Origin of the sequence: Pseudidiomarina aestuarii (genome assembly GCF_003987355.1) — a bacterium.
Lineage (GTDB): Bacteria > Pseudomonadota > Gammaproteobacteria > Enterobacterales > Alteromonadaceae > Pseudidiomarina > Pseudidiomarina aestuarii.
On the sequence record NZ_PIPR01000001.1, the window covers coordinates 692294 to 708299 of the forward strand.

Below are 16006 nucleotides of genomic sequence, written 5' to 3' on the forward strand. Positions count from 1 at the left end.
ATCTTGTTAATCGCCATGAATGGTGACCACCAGTTTACCCTGAGTATCATTATTTTGCATGCGTTCAAATGCAGCCATAAGGTCGGTCCGCGCGATAACCGTATCCAATTGGGGTTGCAGCTGTTTTGACTCAAACAAAGGCCACACAGACTGCTGTAACTGAGCCATAATGTTACTCTTTACTGCCACGGATTGACTCCGCAAGGTGCTCCCACGCAGCTGTACTCGTTTCATCAGTAATCGGCCGATGTCGACTTGAGCAAACCGACCTGCAAGTAATCCAATAATGATGATGCGACCGTCGGCATGAATGACTTCCAAATCACCGGCCAAATAGTCACCAGCTACGGGGTCTAAGATAATATCCGCGCCCCCCCAGGCCTTAACCGCATCCACAAAGGAGCCGCGTTGCCGATTCCAGCCTGCATCCGCGCCTAATTGTTGACACCAAGCTAGTTTTTCATCACTACCAACCGTCACAAAACACGGATTATCAAACGCTTGTGCCAACTGAATCGCGGCATTACCAACGCTACTCGCGCCGGCATGAATCAGTATGCGTTCGCCAGATTGCACCGCAGCCAACACATACAAATTCCACCAAGCGGTCGCATAGGCCTCGCAAATACCCGCACCTTCAGCCAACGACAAGCCATCTGGCAGCCGCGCCACTTGACCAGCAGGGACTGCCACATAGTCAGCGTAACCACCTGCAGCTAGCAAGGCACAAACAGTATCTCCAGGACTAACCTGCGTCACATGTTCGCCACATGCCACCACGACTCCACTGACCTCGAGACCAAGGATGTCACTGGCACCGACTGGCGGCGGGTAATGACCGGCTATTTGCATCAAGTCGGCACGATTCAGGCCGGCATAAGCCACCCGAATCAAAACCTCGTCGATGCCACATTCAGGTACTGCGCGTGAGATCCATTGCGGCGTTTTATCAACTGCTAGCAATGCTTGCATCTGTCGCGATTCAGTCATCTTATGCCTCTTGCAACCGACCGGCTTGATAATCTCGAATCGCTTGCTCGATTTCTTGTTGCGTATTCATCACGAATGGACCGTACTGAGCTATCGGTTCGCCAATCGGCTCGCCTGCCAACAGAATGACCGAGGCATCCTCCGCACCATCGCTCTGCAACTGCAATGTATCAGTCGCAGCCAAGCGAGCTAACTCACCGCGCTGCAATACATCGCCATTAATCGCCACATTACCTTGGTACACATAAACCAGACGGGTTTGCTGACCAAAACTCTCAATGCCGACAGGCGCCTGGCCCAATTTGATATCCATCATTAAAAACTGTTGTTCAGGTTGCTGGATTGGACCTGATTGCCCCTCATATTCACCGGCAATGAGGCGCACTGTGGCATCATTGATCGCGAGCTCTGGGATCTTTTCGGCGGGATGATCGGCCCACTGCGCCGCAGATAACTTATCTTTGGCCGGTAAGTTAATCCACAATTGAAAGCCCCACATCAAGCCATCTTCTTGTTTCGGCATTTCGGCATGAATGATCCCTTTCGCAGCTTTCATCCATTGCGCACCACCTGCTTCGACAACGCCAGTATTTCCCACCGAATCTTTGTGTTCCATGCGACCCGCCAACATGTAGGTCAACGTGACGAACCCCCGGTGCGGATGCGGCGGAAAACCAGCAATGTAATCATTCGGATCATCCGAACGAAATTCATCCAGCATTAAAAACGGATCTTGATAGCGCAAACTCGGCTGATTAATAATTCGTGTCAATTTCACACCAGCACCATCTTGCGCCGGCATCCCGCGATGCCGAGTCAGAATCATTTTAGTCATAAAACCTCCCCACGCTGATGTGGTGCAGTAAAATCTAGCCACGGACCTTTGGGTACGATACCGGTTGGATTAATCGTGCCATGACTCCCATAGTAATGCGTTTTAATATGATCCATGACAACGGTTTCAGCTACTCCCTCTACTTGGTAGAGCGCTTTGACGTAATCCCATAACTGCGGATAATCGACAATGCGTTTCGCATTCGTTTTAAAATGTCCAACATAGACCGCATCAAAACGCACAAGCGTCGTAAATAATCGCCAATCGGCTTCAGTCAGTCGGTCACCGACTAAAAATCGTTGGTTACTTAACCGTTCTTCGAGTACATCAAGCGTAGCAAACAAAGCATCAAAGGCCTCTTCATACGCATCTTGTTGAGTCGCAAAACCACATTTATAAACACCATTGTTTACATTGTCGTAGACAGTTTCGTTAATCGTGTCTATCTCGTCGCGTTGCGCTGCTGGATAAAAGTCGTGTGAGTTCCCTGTTAACGCATCAAATTCACTATTCAACATGCGAATAATGTCCGCTGACTCGTTACTGACAATGGTATGCTGCTTTTTGTCCCACAATACAGGCACGGTAACCCGCCCGCTATACTGAGGATCCGCACTCAGATACAGTTGATACAAATAATCGTGATCATACAAGGGGTCATGCAGCGGTCTATCGCCGAATTCCCAGCCATTTTCTAACATGAGAGGCTCTACCACAGATACCGTGATGTGGTCTTCCAAACCTTTCAACTTGCGCATTATCAAGGTGCGATGCGCCCATGGGCAGGCAAAGGAAACGTAGAGATGATAGCGTCCGCTTTCTGCTGGAAAACGCGCTTCTGGATCAGCTTTTATCCAATTTCGGAATTGTGCTGCACTCCGTTCAAAACGGCCACCCGTGCTATCGGTGTCGTACCATTTATCGTGCCACTTACCGTCAACTAACAGTCCCATACTCACCTCCTTCAATTCGAATGAAGTCTAGTATAAATCCTGATAAATCGAATTATTAGCGCTAAATATGGTTTTAAACGTTCTATTATTTAGAATACTTTTGAATGATATCACAGATCACATGCGCACCACTGGCACTGGCGTTCTGTTGTATTAAGGCGTGTAGTTGGCGAAATTCATTACGAAGCGGCGTTTGCTCCTGATCCAATAAAACTTGGACCTGTGCTACCAACGCCGCTGGTGTCACATCGTGCTGGACTAGCTCGCGGACAAGTTCTCGTTGCGCGAGCAAATTGGGCAAACTAAAGAATGGTGCTTTGAATAACCGCCGAATCAATTGAAAACTTAACCAACTAAAATTGTATGCAACAACCATCGGCGTTCCCAGCAACATCGCTTCTAAGGTCACGGTGCCTGAAGTCACAATAATGGCATCAGATGCTTGTATGACCGTGTGTGCCTTTCCGTCGATAATGGTTAATGGGAGCTCGGGTGCCAGCGTCTTCGCCAATGCATAAAACTGCTCGCGCCGTGCTGCCGAGACCATCGGAGTCACAAATTGAACCGTTGGGTCACGTTCGTTTAACAAAGCTGCGGCACGCAAGTAAATCGGAGCTAATCGCGCTATTTCCCCTGCTCTCGAGCCCGGTAGCAGCCCAACCACACGTTTATCCTCGACTAGCCCCAGTTCCCGCCGGGCAGCACTTTGGCGCTTCGCTACGGACTCCACTTCGCTATCGAGTATGGGTAATGAATCTGCAAGCGGGTGTCCAACAAAGGTTGCCGGCGCTTGATGTTGATCGTAAAAAGCCTTCTCAAAGGGCAATAAGCACAACACATGATGGGTCGCTGCTTTAATGCCATGTATACGTCCCTGACGCCATGCCCACACCGAGGGGCTCACATAATGCACCGTTGGGATCCCAGCGGCCTTAAGCTTTTTCTCAATCGGTAAATTAAAATCAGGCGCGTCAATACCAATAAACACATTAGGCCTCGCGGCCAATATCTGCCGCACAACGGTCCGGCGATGACGTAATAACTGTGGGAGTGAACTGATGACTTCAGCGAGCCCCATGACGGCTAAATCTTCCATGGGGACCAAACTAGTCAAACCTTGAGCGGCCATCTTTGGACCGCCGACACCAATGAACTGGCAGTTCGGTAATAGCTGCCGCAACGCACGCATCAGGTCTGAACCCAGTGTATCTCCCGAATGCTCACCTGCAAGCAAGGCAATCACCGGTGCGTCAACATTGGTTTGTTTCATATGACTTAGCGAATAATGCCGCGTTGACTGGACTGCACGAAGTCGATCAAAGGTTGAATTTCATCAGCATCCAATGCCTGCATCTGAACAATTGCCTCAGCCACCGTCAAACCTTGTCGATAGAGAATTTTAAAGGCACGTTTGATGCGCATGACTTGTTCTGATGAGAACCCGCGGCGCTTCAAGCCCTCGCTATTGATGGTGCGAGGAACCGCATTGTGCCCTTGCGCCATAATATATGGGGGAATATCTTGTACAACGACGGAATTTACCGCGGTAAACGCGTGCGCACCAATATGGCAGAATTGATGCACTCCGGTGAAACCACCTAAAATGGCCCAATCTCCGACATGCACGTGACCCGCGAGCGTCGTGTTATTCGCCAAAATAACATGGTCACCAACAACACAGTCATGGGCGACGTGAACATACGCCATCAGCAAGTTATCAGAGCCAATTTTCGTGAGACTTTGGTCCTGAACCGTACCACGGTGAATGGTGACACACTCACGGATGACATTGTTATCGCCAATTTCTAGGCGTGTCGGTTCACCAGCATACTTTTTATCCTGACAATCTTCGCCAACGGATGCGAACTGAAAAATCTTGTTATTGCGACCGATAATCGTCGGCCCACGAATGACGACGTGCGGCGCAATGACACAATTGTCACCTAATTCAACGTCTGGACCAATAATACTGTACGGGCCAACACTGACGTTGTTACCGAGTTTCGCTTTAGGATCGATTATCGCTGTAGAATGAATCACTTAGGTCTCTCGTCTCGCACAAATAATGTCTGCGCTACACGCCAATTCACCGGCAACTTCAGCGCGACCTTTAAATACCCAAATGCCTCGGCGCTCTTTTTCAAAGGTGACAAACAGGTCAAGTACATCGCCCGGTAAAACTTGCTTTTTAAATCGAGCATTATCAACACCCGCAAACAAGTATAGATCACGACTGCCGGGCTGACTTGCAGTGATTTTGAACCCGAGTAACCCGGCCGCTTGCGCTAAAGCCTCGAGAATCATGACACCAGGGAAAATAGGATTACCCGGAAAATGCCCCGTAAACTGAGGCTCATTCACGGAAATATTTTTCACTGCATGAATCGAGGTCTGTGCATCACAGGCAACGACTTTATCGACCAATAAAAAGGGATAACGATGTGGCAAGAGTGCCATCACTTCTTTGATATCGAAGGCACCGTCCGCTGAATTCGACATAGAATTTCCTCGCAGCTTATGTGTCTGAGTCTAGTTGTTTTTCTATTTTTTTCACACGCTGAAAGAGTTCATCCAACTGGCGATAGCGCGCACCATTACGCCGCCATTCGCGGTGCGGTGCGGCAGGAATACCGGAAGCATAAACACCTGGTTCATCAATGGCCTTAATCACCATGGAAAAACCACTGATCTGAACATCATCACAGATACTGATATGACCATTGATAGCAGTAGCCCCACCAATGAGACAACGCTTACCAATGCGGCAACTGCCTGCGAGAACCGTGCAGCCGGCAATGGCGGTATCTTCGTCAATGAATACATTGTGAGCAATTTGGCACTGGTTATCGATGATACAGCCATTACTGATAATCGTGTCATCCAAGGCACCACGGTCAATCGTCGTACTGGCACCCACTTCAACACGATCACCAATAACCACCCGCCCGAGTTGTGGAATTTTAATCCACTTACCCTGCTCATTCGCCCAACCAAAACCGTCCGCGCCAATGACAGCACCACTGTGGAAGAGACAATCAGCCCCAACAACACAATCATGATAAAAAACCACGTGCTGCCATAACTTCGTGCGCTCACCAATCTGCACCCGAGGACCAATGTAGCATCCGGCACCAATGACTGCGTCATCAGAAATCACCGCACCCGCCGCTACAATAACATTCGGGCCGATGGCTACTCGCTCACCAATATGTGCCGAGGCATCCACTTGTGCGGTTGGGTCAATGCCAACAGCAGCTGGGCTTGGTGTGGTATCGAGGAGCTGGGCAACTTTCGCGAACCCTGCATAAGGGTTTTTGGTCACCAACGCCGATAAACCTTCTGGTAAATCAACGTTAGGGGCAACGATAACCGCGCTAGCGCGCGTCGCATCCAACTGCGAGCGATATTTATCGTTCGCTAGAAATGCGATCTGACCAGTGGTGGCTGATGCTAAAGTCGCCACACCCTGAATAGGCTGCGACCCATCACCCACTGCCTCAGCACCGATTGCCGAGGCAAGATCTTGAAGGGTGTAGTTGCCTGGCAACTTAGTTACCACCTGTCATTTCAGCAATCACTTCTTCCGACAATTCATGATCGGGAGTCATGTGAGCGACAGCTGAGGCTTGAATCACTAGATCATAACCAAGCTCGTTCGCAACCGCCTGAGTAGCGCGCGCAATTTCCATCATGATTTTGTCACGTTCTTCAGTACCGCGACGATTCATGTCTTCACGTAGAGCACGTACTTTCAACTGTAACTGACTCTCAAGACCTTCGAACTCGCGCTGCATAGCAGTACGTTCACTGGCCGACAGGATAGCCGCATCACGTTGCTGCTTTTCGGCAATACCATTCATTTGAGCCTCAATAGCTTGCACTTCTTCAATGCGCGTCTTGAACTCATTTTGAATGGTTTCTTCAATTTCGCGTGTTTGCGGAAGATTCTGCAAAATGGCCTGGAAACTTACCACGCCAATCTTTTGTTGCGCTTCCGCTGCATTGGCGAACAAAGCGGTCGAAAGTAATGCCGCGGCCAATGTTGTCTTCATTAATGTCTTCACAAAAAACTCCTTGCTATGCTGCTATTTTAAAATGTGGTACCAAAGTTAAAGGTAAATACTTGCGTTCTATCTTCGTCCGCGCTCTTCAATGGTCGGCCAAATGCTAACGTCAATGGTCCCATTGGGGATAACCACTGTATCGCGATACCTGCAGAAACGCGATAGTCACTGGGTGAGCTGAAGTCACGTAACGGGAACGAATTCGCCAATAACTCAAGGTTTTGATAGGTATCGTAATCGAACTCGGTATCCCATACTGACCCCACGTCCACGTAAAAGCTGGTACGAACTGTATTCTTCGCTTCTTCTTTCACTAAAGGGGTCGGGAAGATTAACTCAAAGCCACCCGATACCATGGCGTTACCACCAACGGAAAACTGACTCACTGCTAAAGTATCAGCTCCCGGTCCAGCCGGCAGATCACTCGGGATACCATTGTACCCCGGCACACCACCGATGGAATCTGGGTAGCGGAATACCGCTTTTGGACCTACAGTGTTCGCTTCGAATCCGCGCAGTGTATCGTTACCACCCAAGCGGAAGTTTTCATAGAACGGATACAGGTATTCATTACCATTATCATCCTCTCCATAACCATTACCGTAGCCTGCGCTCAACCGCGTTAACAGGACATAGTCTTGGCTCTGCGTGAGCGGCCAATAATGCTTGAATTCATAGTTAACATTAAAGAAGTTCACGTCACTATTGGGCAACGTCACACCGACATTCAGTCGATTTTGAGTACCAGCAGTTGGAAATACACCACGGTTTAATGTGACTCGCTGCCAACCAGCAGTCGCCTCAAAAATATCAAATGAAACGCCTGAGTTCGGGTCACGTTCATCAATATACGGCTGATAGAAATTCCGAATTTGCTCATAACCTTCAACATTGGTGACTTCTTCGTTGCGATACATCAAGCCAAAATTGAAACTACTGATTTCATTAATTGGAAATGCAATAGTGCTACCGATACCGTATTTGCGTTGGTTGTAGCGAATAAAGTTATCCAAATTTCCAGCGTCGAACTCAGTCAGATAGAGTTGACCAGACAGGCTTACTCCGTCTTTAGTGAAGTAGCGGTCCGTATAGGTCAACTGCAGGTTGCGATTGAAACGGTTAGTATTAATGTTAATACCAGCTCGATTACCCGTACCCAAGAAGTTTTCTTGTGATACACCAGCGCCAATTTGTAGCCCTGAATAATCGCCGTAGCCAAACATGAAGTTGAATGAGCCGGACGGCTGCTCCTTTACTGTAAAATCGACATTTACTAAATCGTCGCGACCGTCTACACGCTGCGTGCTTGATTCTACCGTCTCAAAGAAACCGAGTCGCTCAAGTCGAACTTTACCTTGCTCGATCGCATCCTCGTTCAATGGTGCGCCCTCTAACTGACGCATTTCACGACGCAGCACTTCATCCATGGTGGTAACGTTGCCGCGAAAGTTGATTCGATTTACGTAGACCCGCTTGCCTGGGTTGACCGAGAACACCAAATCGACTTCATTGGTTTCTTCATCAATTTCTGGAATGGCACGGACTTCTGGGTACGCATAGCCATAACGACCGTATACACGCGCCACTAAGTCTTCAAGATACGTCACTGTTGCAGCACTATACTGCTCGCCCGGTTCTATTTTTACTAGGCGTTTTACAACTTCGTCTTGGCCACGCAACTCACCAATCACGCGAGTATCGCGAACTTTAAAGATTTCACCCTCACGCACGTTTATGGTGACATAGACACCACGCCGATCAGGCGTCATCGATACTTGCACCGACTCAATTGCGAACGTCAAATAACCGCGATCTTTATAAAACGATTCGAGAGTTTCTAAATCGCCACTCAACTGCTGCTTTTGGTAGCGCGTTTCACCCAACAAATTCCACCACGGTAGCTCATCTTTCAGTTCGAGCCCGGCTAAGATCTGTTCATCACTGAACGCTTTATTGCCGACAATGTTGATTTGTTGGATTTCAGCAGAGTCGCCTTCTTCGAAGTCAATTTCAACACGCACCCTATTACGCGGTAAATTCACCACGTTGACGTCAATATTGGCATTATATTTACCAATACTGTGATAAAAGTCCTCAAGTCCAGTTTCGATAGTCGATACCGTGGTGAGGTCGAGTGGCTCACCTTCGACAATGCCTTGGTCGGTTAGACTTTCAACCAACTGTTCGTCTTTGATATCTTTATTACCATCAAATTCAATGGCACTGATGGTTGGACGCTCGCTCACCTCGAAGATGAGCGTGCCACCTTCACGACGCACCACAATATTATTGAAATGCGTCGAGGAATAAAGAGAGCGGATACTGTCACGAACCACGGACTCAGACACCGTATCGCCGACGCGAACCGGAATGTATGTTAATGCCGCACCTAAAGCTACTCGCTGGAGGCCACGTACACGAATGTCTTCTACTACGAATTCTTCAGCGCTATGCGCTGGCAATGCAGCCCCTGCAACAAGGGCGGCTAAGAACAGCTCTTTCAACGTCATTCTGTGCTACTTAATTTTGTTTGTTGGACGTAATGTTTCAAGCGGTCAATCGCAATATATCGTTGCTGATTGCGATAGCCATTAACGCAAATATCAGTGCACCACCGATGCGAAACGCAATATCCTGAACACGTTCAGAAACTGCTTTACCTCGAATACCCTCAACAGCGAGAAAAACTAAATGACCACCATCTAGAACGGGTAATGGTAACAGATTAATGATACCGAGATTAACACTGATTAACGCGAGAAACCCTAAAAAGTAAACCAATCCGTAACTGGCTGAAACTCCAGCCCCTTCAGCAATCGCAACCGGACCACTGAGATTACTCACTGACACTGTTCCAGTAAGCAGCTTACCTAGCATGGCGACACTCAACTCCATGAGCTCCCAGGTTTGTTTCGCCCCAGCGCCTATGGCATCAATCACACCATACTCATGCACAAATCGGTATTCGTCGGGATAGCGAGTTCCTTCCGCTTCAACCCCCAAATACCCACGCTCTTGTCCATCAATAGAACGTTGTCCCAATTTGACTAACAAATCTTCCTGGCGACCATTACGTTCCACCGTAAATAACTTTGTCTCAGCTGGTGCCGAAACAATAGCTTCAAGCGTTTGAGACCATTCGGCCTGTGGAGTTCCATCTATCGCTAAAATTTTATCTCCCGACTGGAACCCGGCTCGCTGCGCTGGTGAATCATCCGCAACATAGGCAATAGTCAAAGTCGGTTGTGGCCGGAATGGCTCCAGCCCTAACTGCAAGAATGTGGGCTGTTGTTCTTCACTTAAACGCCAATTGGTAATAGCTAATTGAACGTCTTGCACACGATTATTGTCATCTCGGAGCCGGACGGTGACTTTGTCGTTACCTAACTCGGCAGCGAGAGCTAAATTGACCGCTTGCCAATCTCGAGTAATCCGGTCATTGATAGCAATGATTTCCGCGGGCGTTTGAATCTCGGCCTGTGCTGCAATCGATTGTGGCGTCACCGAACCTACAATGGGTTTCACTGATGGTACGCCGATGACATACATAAGCCATAACACCAGTATTGCGAGAAGAAAGTTTGCTATAGGCCCGGCAGCAACAATCGCTGCACGTTTACTGACGGATTGCGCGTTAAAGCTGACGGGATAGTCCGATGCACTGACTTCGTCGACTCGCGCATCCAACATCCGCACATAGCCACCCAGAGGAATGACTCCAACTTGATAGACAGTGCCATCTTGCGCTTGCCGCGACCACAATGGTTTGCCAAACCCAACTGAGAAGGTCAAAACCTTTACCCCACAGCGTCTAGCAACCCAGTAATGTCCGAATTCATGAATCGTGACCAAAATACCTAGGGTCACCACAAACGCAGCAAGTGTCCACAGCAAACTTAACATACAGCGTACTTCTCCACGATTTCCTCGGCATAGTGTCGCGCCTGATGGTCTACAGACAAGATCGCTTCAAACGAGTTCAATTCCTGCGCCTCAATTCGCCCAACCACCTCAGCACAAACGTCGGCGATAGCCGTGAATCGAATGCGTTGATTCAGAAATGCGGCGACTGCCACTTCATTCGCTGCATTTAAACTGGTCGTCGCCCATTGTCCTTGCCAACACGCATCTTGAGCGAGCTGTAAACAAGGGTATCGCTCTGGGTCTGGTTTGCAGAACGTCAGCGCCCCCACCTGTTCAAAGTCCAGCGCTTTGACGCCACTGACTATTCTATCCGGATAACTCAAACCATAGGCGATCGGCGTTCGCATATCGGGCTCGCCCATTTGTGCAAGCACCGAACCGTCTGTGTAGCGAACCATCGAGTGAATAATACTTTGTGGGTGTAACAGTACATCCAGTTCGTGTTGCTGACAGTTAAACAACCAGCGCGCCTCGATATACTCCAAGCCTTTATTCAACATTGTGGCAGAATCGACCGAGATCTTCTGCCCCATACTCCAATTCGGATGCGCACAAGCAGCTTGTGGCGATTGGTGCGCCAAGTCAGCCAATGGTAGTTCTCGAAACGGACCGCCTGAACCAGTCAAAATAATTTTACTGATGCCCGCGGTAGTCAATGATTGATCACCAAGTGACAATTGTGCGGCAACCGGTAGACACTGAAATATCGCATTATGCTCGCTGTCGATAGGAAGCAAAATGGCACCATGCTCAACCACTGCATTCATAAACAGTTGGCCAGACATTACCAACGCTTCTTTATTGGCAAGTAATACACGCTTACCAGCCATTACTGCTGCCATCGTTGGCATCAATCCAGCGGCGCCAACAATAGCCGCCATCGTCATATCAGCCGCGGCAGCCACGTCCGCTAATGCTTGTTGACCGCTGAGTACTTGCACAGATGTATCCGCAATCCGGACTTTTAAGTCAGCCGCTGCGTGTACGTCCGCCATCACGGCAATGCGAGGTTTATGTTCACGACAAATCTGTTCCATGGCAGTCACATTTGAGTGTGCAGTCACTGCATACAACTGAAAGCGCTCTGGGTGCTGGGCTGCCACCGCTAACGTATTTAGCCCTATGGAACCAGTGGCACCAAGAATCGTTAACGTTTGAGGTTCGAACATAGCAGTGCTCAAGCTAATAACCACAAATAACTCAGCGTGAATACGGGGAGTGCAGCGGTGAGGCTGTCAATACGATCAAGAATGCCACCATGACCCGGTAATAAGGAACCGGAGTCTTTCACTCCAGCACAGCGTTTAAACATACTTTCATTTAAATCGCCAAACACTGACGCAACTACGGTCAGTAGACCGGTTAAATAATAACCGCTGAACTGCTCTGCAGGAATCTTGACCCAATGCGCGACCACCATCATCACCACAAACGCGAGGGTGATACCGCCGCACAGACCTTCCATGGTTTTGCCGGGGCTTACCGATGGCATCAACTTGTTTCGACCATAGCGAACGCCGGCGAAAAAAGCACCCACATCCGCAGCCCAGACCAACAACAAAATGAAGAGTACCGCGAAACCACCAAACAAGGGATTTTCAGCATAATTTAGCGAGCGTACTGCCACTAACCCTGCCCACGCGGGAATCAAGGTCAAGTAACCAAAAAGCCCTACAATCGAGCGGGTTTTTGACCACCAGCGGCGACTATTGGGATATTGAATAACTAAACCTAGGGCGATCAACCACCACACACAGCCAGCGACAATGACCCACAACATGACTGGCGCCAACTCACCGTCAACCCAAATGTGATGCAAGGGAACCAAATACATCAGTACGCCGAGCAATACGGCAACCGACACGGTGTACGCAATTTTACTGAGCGTCCGACGGAGCCCCATTAACGGCGACCATTCCCACGCACCCGCCGTCATCAGGACCAATACGGCCGCCGCAAACCATTCAAGTTCAAGACCGAATACCGCGTACAAAGCCAGCGGAATAAGTACAATTGCTGTTAATAGTCGTTGTTTTAACAAATTAGTCCCCGGTTGTGACATCGGTAGCCAATATGGCCTGTTGCAGTTGTGCGCTGGTCATGCCGAAGCGTCTTTCACGACAGCTAAAATCCGCTATCGCGACTGCAAATTCTTGTTCGTCAAAATCTGGCCATAATACTTTACTAAAATAAAGTTCTGCATAGGCTAATTGCCACAACAAAAAATTACTGATGCGCTGCTCACCACCAGTGCGAATCAACAGATCCGGTGTCGGCTGTCCGGCTAAACACAGTTGCTCCGCCAGCATATTCTCGGTAATGTCCGCAGCTTTCAGGTCGCCACTTTCGCAACGTTTGGCCAAACGCTGAGCGGCTTGCGTTAAATCCCAACGCCCACCATAGTTAGCTGCAATATTCAAAGTCAATGAGCGATTGTTGGCTGTCAGTTCTTCTGCAATTTTGATGCGTTCTTGCAGCCTCGGCGAAAACGCAGAGATTTCTCCGATGATGCAGAATTTCACATCATGTTTATGCAGCTTTTTCACTTCACGTTGTAACACACTAAAAAATAGCTCCATGAGCACAGACACTTCTTGCTCGGGACGTTGCCAATTCTCACTGCTAAAAGCGAACAACGTGAGGCTCTCAATGCCCTTCTGTCGAGCAAAAGTGACGGCCTTACGGACAGCCTCAGCTCCAGCCTTGTGTCCAGCAGTACGACGTTTGCCGCGCTGCTCCGCCCAACGGCCATTACCATCCATGATAATTGCGACATGCCGTGGCATGCGAATTTGTGTCACTTCCTCTGTACTCATTGCTTCTGCCGTATATGAAAAACGCCGTGCGAGTATACCTGACACGGCGTCCAGTACCAATGGAGTGTTCGCCCTGCGGCTTAGACTTCCATCAGATCCTTTTCTTTTTCGCTCAACAATTCATCAATCTTGCCAATATACAAATCGGTCAATTTCTGAATTTCATCCGTCGCGCGCCGCTCTTCATCTTCTGAGATTTCTTTTTCTTTTTGAAGTTCTTTTAAATCAGCATTTGCGTCACGACGAATATTTCGCACCGCAACACGACCTTGTTCGGCCTCAGCACGAACCACTTTCACGAGGTCACGACGGCGCTCTTCGGTTAACGCTGGGAGCGGCACACGAATCACGTTGCCAGCCGCAGCCGGGTTCAAACCGAGATCTGAAGTCATGATGGCTTTCTCAACCGCTTGGTTGGCCGACTTGTCAAACACAGTCAATGCTAAAGTCCGCGAATCTTCCACGGTAATATTAGCGAGTTGACGTAATGGTGTGTCGGTGCCGTAGTAATTGACCATGACGCTATCGAGCAAGCTCGGGTGGGCACGTCCAGTGCGCACTTTTGCCATCTGCGCTCGCAGAGACTCAACGCTTTTTTCCATCCGCGATTTTGCATCTTGTTTAATTTCGTTAATCACAATAGTTCCCTTTTCGGTTGAGCTCGACTGGTTGCTAGGAGCTTATTCAGCGCTATTGGTAATCAAGGTGCCTTCGTTTTCACCCATGATAATTGCGCGCAAAACGCCTGTTTTATTCATATTAAACACGCGGATCGGTAAATTGTGATCGCGTGCTAAAGTGAACGCAGCCAAATCCATCACCTTTAACTGCTTTTCGAGGACTTCATTATAACTGATTTGATGATAGAGTTGTGCATCCGGGTCACGATTTGGATCCGCCGAATACACCCCATCGACCTTCGTGCCTTTTAACACCAACTCAGCTTCAATTTCGATACCGCGCAAACAGGCCGCTGAATCGGTCGTAAAGAACGGGTTCCCCGTGCCGGCACAGAAGATCACCACACGACCAGATTTTAACAGACTGATTGCGTCAGCCCAATTATAACTATCGCAAACACCGTTCAGTTCAATTGCCGACATCAGTCGAGCATTCACAAAGGCACGATGTAAAGCGTCTCGCATCGCCAAGCCATTCATTACCGTTGCCAACATACCCATATGGTCGCCAACAACCCGATTCATGCCTGCTTTTGCAAGACCCTCACCGCGAAACAAATTCCCACCACCAATCACCAAACCGACTTGCACACCCAGTTCAACGAGTTCCTTTATTTCTTCTGCCATGCGGTCCAACACCTTGGCGTCAATTCCAAACGGCTCGTCACCCATCAGTGCTTCACCACTGAGCTTTAACAGGATGCGACGATAAACTGGTTTGCTACTGGCGTTCATTGTGTTTCTCCGTTGTCCTTAGCTACTCATATTTTACCTGAAAAAAAACCGCATCCTGCGAAGCAAGATGCGGTTTTTTTAACTGTATGTCGACGTTTTCGACATGGGCATTAAGCCTTTTTCGCTGCAGCCATTTGCGCTTGAACTTCAGCAGCAAAATCTTCAGCTTTTTTCTCAATACCTTCACCGACTTCGAAACGAACGAAAGTGATGACATCAGCGCCTTTCGACTTCAGCAAATCACCAACAGTGATGCTCGGATCTTTCACAAAGGCTTGACCAGTCAAACTGATTTCACCCGTGAACTTACGCATCCGACCTTCAACCATTTTCTCAGCGATTTCTTGTGGCTTACCGCTTTGCATAGCGATATCCAACTGAATACGACGCTCATTGTCTACAACTTCTGCAGAAACGTCTTCAGGCTTCACGAACTGTGGTGCGCTTGCAGCAACGTGCATAGCAACGTCTCTAGCTAATTCGCCGTCACCATTCGTCAGTGCCACCAAAACACCGATACGACCGCCATGGACATAACTTTCTACGATGTCACCACCGGAAACAGTTATCACACGACGAACGTTCATGTTCTCACCGATTTTCGCAACTAAAGTTTCACGCGTCTCTTCGACGGTAGCACCGCCTAAGTCAGTGGCTTTTAACTTTTCAACGTCCACTTCTTTGTTCGCAAACGCAGCATTGATGACTTTCTCACCAAAACTTAAGAAGTTTTCATCACGTGCAACGAAATCCGTTTCACAGTTCAATTCAACCAAAGTACCGGTATTACCCTCGGTTTTGGTTAAAATAACACCTTCAGCTGCTACGCGACCTGCTTTCTTCGCTGCTTTCGCTTGACCGCTTTTACGCATCAATTCGATTGCCGCGTCGATATCACCCGCAGTTTCTTCCAGTGCTTTCTTACAATCCATCATGCCAGCGCCAGTGCGCTCGCGCAGTTCTTTAACCAGAGCTGCTGTAATTGCCATGTGTCTGTCCTCTATAATTC

General features: G+C 48.7%; 16 protein-coding genes. All 16 read right to left on the reverse strand.

Features of this window, described 5'->3' with window-relative positions; all coding sequences use genetic code 11:
• Nucleotides 1-6: 6 nt before the first annotated feature.
• On the reverse strand, nucleotides 7-990 hold the full coding sequence (locus CWE22_RS03205) for an NAD(P)H-quinone oxidoreductase (RefSeq protein WP_211618600.1): 984 nt from the start codon (nucleotides 988-990) through the stop codon (nucleotides 7-9).
• Between the two features lies 1 nt (nucleotide 991).
• Entirely contained in the window at nucleotides 992-1825 is an 834-nt protein-coding gene (locus CWE22_RS03210) for a pirin family protein (protein ID WP_169929939.1), read from the reverse strand.
• A complete protein-coding gene (locus CWE22_RS03215) occupies nucleotides 1822-2778 on the reverse strand; it encodes a glutathione S-transferase family protein (RefSeq protein ID WP_169929940.1) in 957 nt (318 codons plus the stop codon). Before CWE22_RS03215 ends, CWE22_RS03210 begins: the two co-directional genes overlap by 4 nt.
• Before the next feature lie 85 nt (nucleotides 2779-2863).
• Entirely contained in the window at nucleotides 2864-4048 is a 1185-nt protein-coding gene (gene lpxB / locus CWE22_RS03220; RefSeq protein ID WP_169929941.1) for a lipid-A-disaccharide synthase, read from the reverse strand.
• Between the two features lie 5 nt (nucleotides 4049-4053).
• Entirely contained in the window at nucleotides 4054-4818 is a 765-nt protein-coding gene (gene lpxA, locus CWE22_RS03225) for an acyl-ACP--UDP-N-acetylglucosamine O-acyltransferase (RefSeq protein ID WP_169929942.1), read from the reverse strand.
• Nucleotides 4819-5277 carry a 3-hydroxyacyl-ACP dehydratase FabZ gene (fabZ, locus tag CWE22_RS03230; RefSeq protein WP_169929943.1) on the reverse strand — a complete coding sequence of 153 codons (459 nt, stop codon included), beginning with the start codon at nucleotides 5275-5277 and terminating at the stop codon, nucleotides 4819-4821.
• A 16-nt stretch (nucleotides 5278-5293) separates the two neighbouring features.
• Nucleotides 5294-6325, reverse strand: a complete 1032-nt coding sequence (gene lpxD / locus CWE22_RS03235; RefSeq protein WP_169931012.1) for a UDP-3-O-(3-hydroxymyristoyl)glucosamine N-acyltransferase — start codon at nucleotides 6323-6325, stop codon at nucleotides 5294-5296.
• A 1-nt stretch (nucleotide 6326) separates the two neighbouring features.
• Nucleotides 6327-6842, reverse strand: a complete 516-nt coding sequence (locus CWE22_RS03240) for an OmpH/Skp family outer membrane protein (protein WP_169929944.1) — start codon at nucleotides 6840-6842, stop codon at nucleotides 6327-6329.
• Between the two features lie 26 nt (nucleotides 6843-6868).
• Entirely contained in the window at nucleotides 6869-9352 is a 2484-nt protein-coding gene (bamA, locus tag CWE22_RS03245; RefSeq protein WP_169929945.1) for an outer membrane protein assembly factor BamA, read from the reverse strand.
• A 37-nt stretch (nucleotides 9353-9389) separates the two neighbouring features.
• Nucleotides 9390-10745 (reverse strand): sigma E protease regulator RseP, encoded by a 1356-nt coding sequence (rseP, locus tag CWE22_RS03250; RefSeq protein WP_169929946.1) that lies wholly within the window; start codon nucleotides 10743-10745, stop codon nucleotides 9390-9392.
• On the reverse strand, nucleotides 10739-11935 hold the full coding sequence (gene ispC / locus CWE22_RS03255) for a 1-deoxy-D-xylulose-5-phosphate reductoisomerase (RefSeq protein ID WP_169929947.1): 1197 nt from the start codon (nucleotides 11933-11935) through the stop codon (nucleotides 10739-10741). Before ispC ends, rseP begins: the two co-directional genes overlap by 7 nt.
• Before the next feature lie 8 nt (nucleotides 11936-11943).
• Nucleotides 11944-12828 (reverse strand): phosphatidate cytidylyltransferase, encoded by an 885-nt coding sequence (locus tag CWE22_RS03260; RefSeq protein ID WP_244595943.1) that lies wholly within the window; start codon nucleotides 12826-12828, stop codon nucleotides 11944-11946.
• On the reverse strand, nucleotides 12809-13582 hold the full coding sequence (uppS, locus tag CWE22_RS03265) for a polyprenyl diphosphate synthase (RefSeq protein ID WP_169929948.1): 774 nt from the start codon (nucleotides 13580-13582) through the stop codon (nucleotides 12809-12811). Before uppS ends, CWE22_RS03260 begins: the two co-directional genes overlap by 20 nt.
• Nucleotides 13583-13662: 80 nt before the next feature.
• Nucleotides 13663-14184 (reverse strand): ribosome recycling factor, encoded by a 522-nt coding sequence (frr, locus tag CWE22_RS03270; RefSeq protein ID WP_420821043.1) that lies wholly within the window; start codon nucleotides 14182-14184, stop codon nucleotides 13663-13665.
• Nucleotides 14185-14262: 78 nt separating this feature from the next.
• A complete protein-coding gene (gene pyrH, locus CWE22_RS03275; RefSeq protein ID WP_169929950.1) occupies nucleotides 14263-14997 on the reverse strand; it encodes a UMP kinase in 735 nt (244 codons plus the stop codon).
• Between the two features lie 110 nt (nucleotides 14998-15107).
• On the reverse strand, nucleotides 15108-15986 hold the full coding sequence (tsf, locus tag CWE22_RS03280) for a translation elongation factor Ts (protein WP_169929951.1): 879 nt from the start codon (nucleotides 15984-15986) through the stop codon (nucleotides 15108-15110).
• Nucleotides 15987-16006: the final 20 nt, after the last annotated feature.

Excerpts from the sequence above, each read along its gene's own strand:
- bamA (WP_169929945.1), bottom strand. The coding sequence starts at position 9,352 with ATGACGTTGAAAGAGCTGTTCTTAGCCGCCCTTGTTGCAGGGGCTGCA.
- lpxB (WP_169929941.1), bottom strand. The coding sequence starts at position 4,048 with ATGAAACAAACCAATGTTGACGCACCGGTGATTGCCTTGCTTGCAGGT.
- uppS (WP_169929948.1), bottom strand. The coding sequence starts at position 13,582 with ATGAGTACAGAGGAAGTGACACAAATTCGCATGCCACGGCATGTCGCA.
- CWE22_RS03215 (WP_169929940.1), bottom strand. The coding sequence starts at position 2,778 with ATGGGACTGTTAGTTGACGGTAAGTGGCACGATAAATGGTACGACACC.
- fabZ (WP_169929943.1), bottom strand. The coding sequence starts at position 5,277 with ATGTCGAATTCAGCGGACGGTGCCTTCGATATCAAAGAAGTGATGGCA.
- CWE22_RS03210 (WP_169929939.1), bottom strand. The coding sequence starts at position 1,825 with ATGACTAAAATGATTCTGACTCGGCATCGCGGGATGCCGGCGCAAGAT.
- rseP (WP_169929946.1), bottom strand. The coding sequence starts at position 10,745 with ATGTTAAGTTTGCTGTGGACACTTGCTGCGTTTGTGGTGACCCTAGGT.
- CWE22_RS03205 (WP_211618600.1), bottom strand. The coding sequence starts at position 990 with ATGACTGAATCGCGACAGATGCAAGCATTGCTAGCAGTTGATAAAACG.
- ispC (WP_169929947.1), bottom strand. The coding sequence starts at position 11,935 with ATGTTCGAACCTCAAACGTTAACGATTCTTGGTGCCACTGGTTCCATA.
- CWE22_RS03260 (WP_244595943.1), bottom strand. The coding sequence starts at position 12,828 with ATGTCACAACCGGGGACTAATTTGTTAAAACAACGACTATTAACAGCA.
- frr (WP_420821043.1), bottom strand. The coding sequence starts at position 14,184 with ATGGAAAAAAGCGTTGAGTCTCTGCGAGCGCAGATGGCAAAAGTGCGC.
- tsf (WP_169929951.1), bottom strand. The coding sequence starts at position 15,986 with ATGGCAATTACAGCAGCTCTGGTTAAAGAACTGCGCGAGCGCACTGGC.
- pyrH (WP_169929950.1), bottom strand. The coding sequence starts at position 14,997 with ATGAACGCCAGTAGCAAACCAGTTTATCGTCGCATCCTGTTAAAGCTC.